The following is an 11,115-nucleotide window of genomic DNA, read 5'->3' on the forward strand; positions in this document are numbered from 1 at the left end:
CCACTGCCCCTGGTAGTGCTGGGCCAGGGCAAAGGTGGGGCTGGTGACGGGTTCCCCAATGGCCAAGGCCTGGGCGATCCCCCCCACCAGGCAGGTTTTGCCTGCACCCAGCGGACCCTGCAGCAGGACAACCACCCCGCCCGCTGCGCCCGTGGTCAGCAGCGTCCCGGCGAGACGGCGCCCATAGGCCTGGGTGGCCCGGGCATCGGGAAGAGGAGTCGGGTTCACGGGCGCTTGGCTCTCTGCACCAATCTGGAGTCCGGAGGGTGGGGCCGACGTTCAAGCGCTACGGCGGTACTGATTCGGCTAGCTTGAGTGGCCTGGAACCGGGGCCTTTCTGCCGTGGCTCCAGCCCACTGTTCAGGACCGTGCCCCATGATTGCCTCCACCCCAACGCCAACCTCTGCCGTCGAAACCACCTCCTCACCACCCTACGTGGTGACTGACATCAGCCTGGCGGAATGGGGTCGCAAGGAAATCCGCATCGCCGAAACGGAGATGCCCGGTCTGATGGCCTTGCGCCGTCAGTACGGCACTGAGCAGCCGCTGCGGGGCGCCCGCATCTGCGGCAGTCTCCACATGACGATTCAGACCGCTGTTCTGATCGAAACCCTCGTGGCCCTAGGGGCCCAGGTGCGTTGGGCCTCCTGCAATATCTTCTCCACCCAGGACCATGCGGCGGCAGCCATGGCCGCCCAGGGCATCCCTGTCTTTGCCTTCAAGGGGGAGTCCTTGGAGGAGTACTGGGCCTTCACCCACCGGATCATGGAGTGGCAGGGCGGGGGCACCCCCAACATGATCCTTGACGACGGCGGCGATGCCACTGGCCTGGTACTGCTGGGTTGCCGGGCCGAGCAGGATTCCGCTGTGTTGGACAACCCCGCCAATGCCGAAGAGCGGGCTTTGTTTGCCGCCGTCCGGCAGCGCCTGGAGCAGGATCCCGGCTTCTATGGGCGGGTTGCCGGCAACATTCGCGGCGTGACGGAGGAGACCACCACCGGCGTGGCCCGTCTCTATCGCCTCCAGAAGCGTGGCGCGCTCCCGTTCCCCGCCATCAACGTCAACGACTCTGTCACCAAGAGCAAATTCGATAACCTCTATGGCTGTCGCGAATCCCTTGTGGACGGCATCAAGCGGGCCACGGACGTAATGATCGCAGGCAAAGTTGTGCTGGTGATTGGGTACGGGGACGTGGGCAAGGGGTCGGCCCAATCCCTGCGGGCACTGGGCGCCACGGTGATGATCGCCGAGGTGGACCCCATTTGCGCGCTCCAGGCCGCCATGGAGGGTTATCGGGTTGTCCGCGTGGAGGATGTGTGCGAAATGGTTGATATCGTTGTCACGGCAACGGGCAACATCAATGTTCTCACCCGCACCCATATGGAGCGACTTAAAAACGAGACTATCGTCTGCAATATCGGCCACTTTGACAACGAAATTGACGTGGCTTCCCTGGCGGACCTGCAATGGGAGAACGTCAAAGCCCAGGTTGATCACGTGATCTTTCCCGATGGCAAGCGCATGATTCTGCTGGCAGAAGGACGGTTGGTGAACCTGGGCTGTGCCACAGGCCATTCCAGTTTTGTGATGTCCAACTCGTTCACCAACCAGGTGCTGGCCCAGATGGAGCTGTTCCGCAACAGCGAGCGCTACGGCAAACACGTGCATCTGCTGCCCAGAACGTTGGATGAAATGGTGGCCCGCTTGCACCTGGAGCGCATTGGCGCCCGGCTCACCCAGCTCACCCCTGAACAGGCGGACTACATCGGCGTACCCGTCGCTGGCCCGTTCAAGTCTGACCACTACCGCTACTGATTGGATCTCCGCTCCAGCGTGGCGGCGCCCGTCAGCTATTAAGCTTGAGCACCGCCATAAACGCCTCCTGGGGCACCTCCACCTTGCCCATGGCTTTCATGCGTTTTTTCCCCTTGGCTTGTTTCTTGAGCAGTTTCTTCTTGCGGGAAATGTCACCGCCATAGCATTTGGCCAGCACGTCCTTGCGCATGGCGGAAATGGAGGTGGCGGCGATCACCCGCGAACCGATGGCCGCCTGGATGGGAATTTTGAATTGTTGCCGGGGCACCAGCTCTTTGAGTTTATCCACCAGGGCCCTGCCAATTCCGTAGGCCTTATCCCGATGCACAATGGTGGTGAGGGGGTCGGCCCGTTCGCCGTTGATCAGAATGTCCAGCCGCACCAACTGATTCTCACGATAACCAATGAAGGCATAGTCCATGGAAGCATATCCCTTGGTGCGGGATTTCATCTGATCAAAGAAATCGTTGACCACTTCAGCCAGGGGCAATTCATAAACCAGCATGACTCGTTCCTTGGTGACGTATTTCATGTCGATGAATTCACCCCGTCGTTCCTGGCACAATTCCATCAAGGTGCCATTATAATTGTTGGGGGCGTAAATTTCCAGGCGCACGTAGGGTTCCTCAATGGACAGGCGCTGCTGAGGATCCGGCAGGCTGGCCGGATTATCCACAAGCTGGGTGGTGCCGTCCAGGCACATAACGAGATAAATCACCGATGGCGCCGTGACAATCAAATCCAGGCCGTATTCCCGCTCCAGCCGCTCCTGCACCACGTCCATGTGGAGCAGCCCCAGAAAGCCGCAACGAAAGCCGAAGCCCATGGCGCTGCTGGTCTCCGGTTCATGGTGCAAGGCGGCATCGGACAGCTTGAGTTTTTCCAAGGCATCCCGCAGATCGGGATATTGGTCCGCTTCTGTTGGAAACAACCCACAGAACACCATGGGCTTGGCTTCGCTATAGCCAGGCAGGGGGTGGTCCGTGGGGGCTGCCGCCGTGGTGATGGTGTCCCCCACCCGGGCATCGGCCACCGCCTTGATGGAGGCCGCCAGATAGCCCACCTCCCCGGCATGCAACTGGTCCACCTGTTGCTGATTGGGAGCCATCACCCCCACCTCGTCCAGGGTGTAGCGTTTGCCGGAGGCCATGAGCAGGATGGCGTCCTTGGCGCCAATGGCGCCAGCCATCACGCGAAAGTACACCACCACACCCCGGTAAGGGTCATAGTAGGAGTCAAAGATGAGAGCGGCAAGGGGCTCGGCGGTGCGCTCGCTGGGGGCGGGGATGCGCTCCACAACGGCTTGCAGAATCTCGCCAATGCCCAGGCCCGTCTTGGCGGAGCAGGTGATGGCCGTGCTGGCGTCCAGCCCGATGATCTCCTCGATTTCTGCCTTGACTCGTTCGGGCTCGGCGCCGGGGAGATCCACCTTGTTGAGCACCGGGATGATTTCCAGGTCGTTCTCAAGGGCCAGGTAGACGTTGGAGAGGGTTTGGGCTTCCACCCCCTGGCTGGCGTCCACCACCAGCAACGCCCCTTCACAGGCCTGCAAGCTGCGGCTCACCTCGTAGGAAAAGTCCACATGGCCAGGCGTGTCGATCAGGTTCAGGCAATAGGCCTGCCCGTCCCCCGCTTGGTGCATCATGCGGGCCGCCTGGAGCTTGATGGTGATGCCCCGTTCCCGCTCCAGATCCATGGTGTCCAGGAATTGGTCCTGCATGTCCCGCTGGGCCACGGTGCCCGTATCTTGCAGGAGCCGGTCCGCCAGGGTGGACTTGCCGTGGTCGATGTGGGCAATGATGCAGAAATTGCGGATATGGGAGGTGGGAACGTCCGTCATCAGAGGCAATTCACACGAGCAACTTTATTCTTTTGACCAGCCCCTGCCGACCCCAGCCGCTGCCCCACCTCGGCCCTGAGCACTTGATGCAGGCGTGGCCCCCGGCAGGGTGTCTTGCTGGCCAACTGGGCCTCCTGCAGGAGCAGGTGTCCCTCTCCCGTGGCCACTACCAATCCCTGAGCGGGCACCACCGCCACCACTTGGCCCGGCTGGCCTGGGGGCCATGGTGTTTGCGCCAGCGCCGTCATCGGGGCGCCGGCCATGGCCCCCAATTCCTCGGCCCGCTGCGGCAGCAGGGGCACTGTGGCCAGCACGTTGAGCCGCTGCCCTTGCCACCGGGTCGCGGCGCGAGGATAGAAGCTCATCACCCGGCGATGGAGTTGCAGGGCGGGTTCGCTCCAGGGCAGACGGAATTCCTCCTTGCTGAGCTTGGCGGCCATGGTGATCCCCGTGGCAGGTTGAGGTTGGGGTTGAACAGGACCGGCAGCCAGCAGGGCCATGGCTTCCACCATCAAGTCGGCGGTCAGTTGGCTGAGGCGCTGGGCAATGGTGGCAGCATTGTCGCAGAGGCCAATGGCCAGGCGGCGCTCCAGCAGCACCGGCCCCGTATCCAATCCCTCTTCCATGGCCATGATGCCGACGCCGGTCCACTCATCACCGGCCAGCACGGCCCGTTGAATCGGCGCCGCACCACGCCAGCGGGGTAGCAGTGAGCCGTGGCCGTTCCAGCACCCCAACCTGGGCTGGGCCAGCATCTCCGGCGGCAGAATTTGCCCAAAGGCCACCACCACAAACACGTCGGCCGCCAGTTCCGCCAGTTGCTGCTTGAGGGCGGCGTCCTGGCGCAAGGATGGGGTGGTCCACACCGGCAACCCCAAGTCCATGGCCCGGCGCTTGACGGGGGAAGGCTGAGGCCAGCCGCCACGGCCACGGCGGCGATCCGGCTGGCTCACCACGCCCACCACCCCATGGCCCGCTGTAATCAGGGCGTCCAGGCAGGGGACGGCATAGGTGGGGGTGCCCCAGAAGAGGATGCGCATGGGGCAAGCCCTCAGGCTTCACCGGTGATGGTGAGTCCCTCTACCCAGACATGGGGGGAGCGGCCGCTGGGGGTGCATTGGGGGTCCCCTTCACAGGCGACGACGTGTTGCAGGGTAGAGCGGATGTCCCCGGCCACTGTGGCCGCTTCAATGGAGCGTCGTTCCCCCCCGGAGAGCAGCCAACCGTCAAATGGCAGGGAAAAGGACCCCTGACTGGCCTTGACGCCGGCATGGAGGGCAGAGAGGGAATCAATAAGCACAACCCCACTGCTGGTCTCACAACTGAGGGATGAATCCCCCCGCTGGCCCTCCACGTCCAGCCATTGGGGACCTAGGGTGACTTTTGCCCCCAGGTTGGCATGGCCGGTGGCCATCGAGCCATCGGCAAAGGCCCTGGCCGTGCCTTCGCTGTGGAGGAAATGGCGAAGACGGCCCCCTTCAATGAGGAGCAACCGCCGAGTGGGGGTGCCTTCCCCGTCAAACTCCGGCGCGGCCACATGACCAGGATGGCGGGCATCATCAGTCACCGTGAGCAGGGGGCTGGCCACCTGGCTGCCCAGGCTGCTGCGCCGGGAGAGGCTGATGCCGTCCAGCACCGCCTGGGCATTCACCATGCTGCCAAAGGCCCACAGCAGATTCAGAAAGGCTTCAGGGCTGAAGCAGACCGTGTAGACACCGGTGTCGATGGGGGCATAGTCCAGGTGGCTGATGGTGCGTTCCGTGGCCTCGGCAATGCAGCCCTCCAGATCCAGGTCATCCACACCGGCCGCCAACCGCACCGCCCCGGCACCGCGGGGTTTGCGGCCGGCTTCTTCGGCCCGTGGATAGAGCCACAGGGTGGCGCTGGTGGTGCTCTGGTGGCGCAAGGCACCAGCACTGTTGATGTACAGGCGCTCCCGCTGGGCCTGGGCCAGGCCGTTGTAGGGCACGGTGGAGATGGCCTGATGGCCGTTCAGTACTTGCCGTTCGGCATCCAGGAGTCGCTCCAGAAGCATCTGCATGGGAAGCGTTGGCTGCCGGGGCTGATGGAGAGGCGTGAGGGGATCCCGGGCCTGGGGGGACAGGCGGGGTGGGCTCTGGGCATCGCCAAAAGCGCTGGCCTGCTGGGCGCTCGCCAACGCTGCCCTCAGTCCTGGCGTGGACAGATCGTTGGTGCTGGTGATGCCCACCAGACCCTGGTCATTCCAGACCCGCACCATGGCGGTGGTGCTCTGGCGAGCCTTGCGCTGCTTGGGTTCGCCACGATCCACTTGCACGGACGTGTCGTTGCCGCAGGTGATCCCCAGATCCCAGGTGGCAAGTCCCATGCGGGAGGCGTCCTCCGTCATGTGTTGCCGCAACACTGCGGGATCCGGAGCCAAGAGAGATGGTGCCGTCATGGGTTCAGCGGCCTCCAACGGTGATGCGGTCCACCTTGACGTGGGGTTGGCCAACGGTGACGTAGATACTGCCGCTGACAGAACCACAGAAGCCGGCGGCAAGGGCGTTGTCGTCGGCGCACATGGAGATTCTGGGCAGGACCGTCACGGCGTCACCGATCAGGGTGGCCCCCTTCACGGGCTTATCCTCCCGCAGGCAGCCGTTCTCGATCCAATAGGCCTCCTCCACGGCGAAGTTGAACTGACCGGTGGGTCCCACACTGCCGCCCCCCATCTGTTTGCAGTAGAGGCCGTGGTCGATGGAGCCGATCAACTCCTTAGGCTTGTGGGGGCCGGGGGCAATGAAGGTGTTGCGCATCCGACTGGCGGCTGGATACCCGTGGTTCTGGCGCCGACCGCTGCCGGTGCGGGGATGGCCCGTGCGCATCTCGCCGGCACGATCACTCAGGAAGCATTGCAGAACGCCGTCCTGGATCAAGACCGTGCGCTGGGGCGCCATGCCCTCGTCGTCCATGGCCATGGAGCCGAAGCTGTTGGGGCTGAGTCCTTCGTCAACGGCGGTGACCGCCGGATGGGCAATAGTCTGGCCAATGTTGCCGGCAAAGGGGGTAGAGCCCTGCTCCACTTGGGTGGTCTCCAGCAAATGGCCACAGGCTTCATGGAAAATGACGCCCCCGAAGCGGTTGGCCAGCACCACCGGGTAGTCGCCAGCTTTGACGAAGTCGGCGTAAAGCATCTTGCCGGCGCTCCGTCCGGCGGAGACGGCCACGTCTTCCACAGGCCAGTTGGCCAGAAAGTGGGGATCGTCCGCACGGCCGTCACGGCGACTGATGGTGGCGCGATGGTCCCCGTCAGCGGCCAGCAGGGTGAGGCCCGTAGTCTGATGGAGGCGCAGGTCGCGGGCAAAAGTGCCGTCACTGGCGGCCACCAGCACCTCTTGCCAATCCCGGGCGTAGCTGGCCCGCCGGACCTGGAGATGGCGACCATGGCGCTCCAGAGCAGCCGTGGCCTCCCGCAAACGCTCGGCACTGTCCGGAACAGTGGGGCAGGCCTTGAGCCATTGCTCCTTGACGCTGCCGTAGTCTTGCAGCGCCGCCAAGCCTTGCCACCTGCTGGCGTTGGCGCTCCGGCAGAGACCCAACATGGCGAGGGCCTGCTCCAGGGCCGTCATTAGGGCAGGGCCGCTGAGATCGTTTGTGGCGGCAAAGCCGTCGCAGTTTCCCTTAAAGACACGGATGCCGGCGCCACAACCCAGGGCGGGACTCACGCTGGTGATGCGCTCCTGCTCCGCCAACACACTGAGGTGGTCGTTGCGCTCCACAAAAATCTCCACCAGGTCGGCACCGGCCGCCATCCCCGCCGTCAGTAATTCTTCCAGGCGCGGCCGCCACCCTTCATTCAGGGGATCCAGGCGGGAAGTGACAGGTGGGTCAAGACAGAGGGACATACGCTGGGCAACAAGACGACAGAGACGCCTCTCGACGAGACAGGATGACGTCTCCAAAGGCTTGTTACATCTTAGAGCGTTTTGCCGTCTTTAGGGCAGAGTCAGCGAATGGCGGGTTGCAGAATCTCCGCGACAATGGGCTTAAGGAAGAACAACCGGGCCATTTCCCAGGTGTTGGCTACCCAGAAGGGCAACTTGCGCAGCACCTTCACCACTGCTGGAACCTGATGGGCATCGGCAGCGGCGAGCCGTTTGTTGTTGTCCACAATGCGCTCCAGGCGGATATAGAAATCCGGGTGATCCACATCCAGAACCACTGGAAAGATCCGTGCGGAGGTTTCGTTGGTTTTGGCAATAACGTGTTTATCGTAGTCACGGGCATCCAGGCCAAGGGCTTCGTAAAATTCCTTGCGGGCCACGTCCCGCACATACATGGTGGCAAAGACCGTCAACAGGAAGAAACGACACCAGAGACGGGCCACCGGGCCACGCACTGTGTCCGGCTGAGATTTCATCAAGGCATCAAAAAAGTCTCCATGGCGGTTCTCATCTTGGCACCATCTTTCAAAGAAATTGAAGATGGGGAAGATCTTGCTCTCCGGATGCTTTTCAAGATGGCGGAAGATTGTAATATAGCGCCAGTAGCCAATTTTTTCCGAGAGATAGGTGGCATAAAAGATGAATTTTGGCTGGAAAAACGTATAGTCTTTATTGGCAGTGAGAAAGCCCAGGTCAAGCTGAACTCCAAAATCTGCCATGGACTTGTTGAGAAATCCGGCGTGGCGTGCCTCATCACGGGACATATACTGGAAGCATTCCGCCAGCAGAGGATTTTTCTGTTTGATGCGGCGACTTAACTCCTTATAGAGAAGAAAGCCTGAAAACTCCGACGTGCAACTCTGCTCCAGAAACTCCACAAACACGCGCCGGGTCTCGGGATCCAGCTTGTCCGCGGCGCCTTCAAATTCCTGGTCGCGGACGAAATGGTGACGGTTGTAATCCTTACGAAACTCCTCGCAGACCGCTTCCAGTTCCGCTTCGTTGGGCCGCAGGTCCATGGCGGCCATGGCATCAAAGTCCGTGGTGTAGAAGCGGGGGGTGAGGATGGTGTCCTTGACCGGCGCCTTCACCCCGGGGCGAAGCTCCTCAAAGCCGGAGGTGGTGGGTGCTGGGGCAGTGCTAACCATGTGAAGACGGGCGGACGAAACAAGATGGCGCGCCGAACAATGGGCGCCGTTTGCAATCCAGTGTACTGACGTGGCGCCATGGAGCTCGGCTCTGTAACAGAGTCGGGCGGCGACGGTGAGTTGAAGACGGGATGAAAGCGGAGGCTCAGTTGGGGCCGAGCCACTTCTGCCCGTTGAGGCGCTGCACCAAGCGCGCCACCAGCAGGGCCAGGGAGACGCGCTTCTCGTCAATGAGGAAGGGCTCCAGCAGGGAAGGCTCCTGCCCAGACTCCGCCAGGGCAAAGGTTTTGCGGCTGTTGATGTCCGGCTTCTCGAAGCAGAGCCAGAATCGGCGCGGTCCCGGCAGTTCCCCCTGAATCTGCCAGCACTGCCCCACCACCACGGGCATGGGACCTTCCTGCCATTGGAGTGTTGGCACAGGTCCCCCATGGGCGGCGCAGGCCTGGGCCATGGCCGGGATCAGTAGCTTGGGTACAAACTCGGCAAAGGTTTGGTCCTCCGGTTGGGGCTTTTTTCTGGCCGCTGGCCTGCTCCCCGGCTTGGCCGCTGCCTTGGCCTTGGCCGGCGCTGCTCCACGGGGCGCTGGCGAGGCTGTTGCGTCTCCGGTCACGGGCCCTGTGGTCATGGATAGCCTTCACCATAGCGCTCACCAGGTTTCAGTCTGTGGCGGCTGCCAATCATCATCGTTGTTGTAGACGGGATCGTTATAGGCAGGAGATGGGGACCTGTCCGGGTCGGGACCGGGTGTCTGCCCCGGTCGCACCACCCGGAACGGCACGTCTATGACGGGGGGTGGTTCCCCCAGGCTGGATCCCGTGTCTCGCCACAGCCCCAGGTCGGGATTGGGCTCGTCCCCCATGACCCCGCTATCTGCCACGTCATAACGACTGTTCTCTTGGCGGCGCCGGCCCGGGGCGCTTCCCGTTTGCAGCAGCACACCGGCGCCGGCCCCCAGCGTCACACCAAGACTGGAACTCAGCAGCAGCCAGCCCCCAATGGGGAGTGCAGGGGTGGTGCCGGTGAGCAGTCGCAGTTGGCGCGGTTGACCCAGGTTGTGGAGCCCCACCCACACCGCCGCCAGCCACGGGCTGAGCAGCACGAGAACCAGTAGGCCACGCTTCACGGTCTGGACTCCCCTGCCCGAGGACCTTGCCAACGTGGTAGCTGCTGCCCCACGTCACAGCCCAGGCTGTCCAGGATGCGGATTACCAGGAAATCCACCATGTCCTCCAGGGACTCCGGGCACTGATACCAGGCGGGAATGGGCGGTGCGATGTGGGCCCCGGCCTCCGCGAGCCGGGTGAGGTTGCGCAGGTGGATCAGTGTCCAGGGCATTTCCCGGGGAGCAATGACCAGGGGGCGGCGCTCCTTGAGTTGCACGTCCGCAGCCCGCTCCAGCAACTCCAAGGACACCCCGGCCGCCAAGCGGGCGACGGTCCCCATGGTGCAAGGCAGGATCACCATGCCCCGAACCGGATAGCTGCCGCTGGCGATGGCGGCCCCAAGGGCGTTCCAGGAGTGACAGCGCAGTTGGCCATCTTGACAACCACACTGCTGCCGCCAAAACGCTTCCTGGGCATCAGACTCCCTGGGCAGGATCAGCCCCTGCTCGTCCCGCCACACTTGGGCGCAACCCCGGCTGGCCACCAACTCCACCTGCTCGCCCCCCTTGAGCAGAAGCTGGAGAGCACGCACAGCCAACTGTTGTGCCGATGCACCGGTCACCCCCATCACCAGTGGCCCTGTGGTGCTCAAGGGTCCACCTCGGGTTCGGCCTCCTCTTCAGGTTCAGGGGCTGGCGGCACCAGCACCACCTCTACCAGACGATCTTCAGTCCCCAGTTTCTGCAGCTTGACACCAGTTGCCGTACGGGATTGTTGGGAGATCTGGTCAGCCTGCAGACGCACAATGACCCCCTGCTCGCTCACCAGCAACACTTCTTCGGCATCGCCAAGGATGCGCAAACTGATCAGGGCATCCCCATGGCCACGGAACTTGAGGGCACGGCGTCCCATGCCGGCCCGGGCCTGCAAGGGAAACTCTTCCATGGCCACCCGTTTGCCGCGGCCGTGGGCCGAGGCCACCAGCACCCAAGGAGCCGACCCAGCCTGATGGTCCCCCGCTAACACGTCCATCCCGATCACCTGATCACCCTCCCGCAGGGCCATGGCGCGGACGCCGCGGGCGGTGCGGCCCATGGAACGCAGTTGGTTATCGTTGATCGGCACGTGAATGGCCATCCCCGACTGGGAGCCAATCAACACACTGTCACCCACCCGCGCCAAGCGGACCCAGCGGAGGGCATCACCGGATTCCAGGTGGATGGCAATCAACCCGTTGACGCGAATGTTGGCGAAGGCACGAAGGGGGGTGCGCTTGATGAACCCCGCCTGGGTCAACATGAGCA

The 11,115-nt window shown here is 63.0% G+C and carries 11 protein-coding genes; 1 reads left to right on the top strand and 10 read right to left on the bottom strand.

Annotation, left to right across the window (positions count from 1 at the left end; genetic code table 11):
* The coding region (locus FLM9_RS04180) for a tRNA (adenosine(37)-N6)-threonylcarbamoyltransferase complex ATPase subunit type 1 TsaE (protein ID WP_143324596.1) at positions 1 to 228 on the bottom strand (228 nt) is incomplete at its 3' end.
* 147 nt (positions 229 to 375) lie between these two features.
* Between FLM9_RS04180 and ahcY the strand changes: the two genes are divergently transcribed.
* Complete coding sequence (gene ahcY, locus FLM9_RS04185; protein ID WP_074457403.1) at positions 376 to 1,815, top strand: adenosylhomocysteinase; 1,440 nt, start codon at positions 376 to 378, stop codon at positions 1,813 to 1,815.
* A 31-nt stretch (positions 1,816 to 1,846) separates the two neighbouring features.
* Here ahcY and lepA read toward each other — a convergent pair whose 3' ends face one another.
* The 9 genes from lepA to FLM9_RS04230 all read right to left on the bottom strand — a co-directional run.
* Positions 1,847 to 3,655 (bottom strand): translation elongation factor 4, encoded by a 1,809-nt coding sequence (gene lepA, locus FLM9_RS04190; protein ID WP_074457404.1) that lies wholly within the window; start codon positions 3,653 to 3,655, stop codon positions 1,847 to 1,849.
* Positions 3,655 to 4,695 (bottom strand): methionyl-tRNA formyltransferase, encoded by a 1,041-nt coding sequence (gene fmt, locus FLM9_RS04195; protein WP_074457405.1) that lies wholly within the window; start codon positions 4,693 to 4,695, stop codon positions 3,655 to 3,657. The genes lepA and fmt overlap by 1 nt, the downstream gene beginning before the upstream one ends.
* 11 nt (positions 4,696 to 4,706) lie before the next feature.
* On the bottom strand, positions 4,707 to 6,074 hold the full coding sequence (locus FLM9_RS04200; RefSeq protein ID WP_074457411.1) for a TldD/PmbA family protein: 1,368 nt from the start codon (positions 6,072 to 6,074) through the stop codon (positions 4,707 to 4,709).
* 4 nt (positions 6,075 to 6,078) lie between these two features.
* Positions 6,079 to 7,521, bottom strand: coding sequence for a TldD/PmbA family protein (locus tag FLM9_RS04205; protein ID WP_074457406.1), 1,443 nt, complete (start codon positions 7,519 to 7,521; stop codon positions 6,079 to 6,081).
* A gap of 101 nt (positions 7,522 to 7,622) precedes the next feature.
* A complete protein-coding gene (gene acsF / locus FLM9_RS04210; protein ID WP_074457407.1) occupies positions 7,623 to 8,708 on the bottom strand; it encodes a magnesium-protoporphyrin IX monomethyl ester (oxidative) cyclase in 1,086 nt (361 codons plus the stop codon).
* A gap of 145 nt (positions 8,709 to 8,853) precedes the next feature.
* A complete protein-coding gene (locus FLM9_RS04215; protein ID WP_074457408.1) occupies positions 8,854 to 9,333 on the bottom strand; it encodes a DUF2996 domain-containing protein in 480 nt (159 codons plus the stop codon).
* Between the two features lie 21 nt (positions 9,334 to 9,354).
* Entirely contained in the window at positions 9,355 to 9,831 is a 477-nt protein-coding gene (locus FLM9_RS04220) for a hypothetical protein (protein ID WP_074457409.1), read from the bottom strand.
* Positions 9,828 to 10,439 (bottom strand): flavin prenyltransferase UbiX, encoded by a 612-nt coding sequence (locus FLM9_RS04225; RefSeq protein ID WP_074457412.1) that lies wholly within the window; start codon positions 10,437 to 10,439, stop codon positions 9,828 to 9,830. Before FLM9_RS04225 ends, FLM9_RS04220 begins: the two co-directional genes overlap by 4 nt.
* Positions 10,440 to 10,459: 20 nt before the next feature.
* Positions 10,460 to 11,115 (bottom strand): DNA gyrase C-terminal beta-propeller domain-containing protein (locus FLM9_RS04230; protein WP_306806789.1); only part of this gene is annotated, 656 nt, incomplete at its 5' end.

Source organism: Candidatus Synechococcus spongiarum (assembly GCF_900047545.1).
In the GTDB taxonomy this organism is placed as follows: Bacteria; Cyanobacteriota; Cyanobacteriia; order PCC-6307; family Cyanobiaceae; genus Synechococcus_B; species Synechococcus_B spongiarum_C.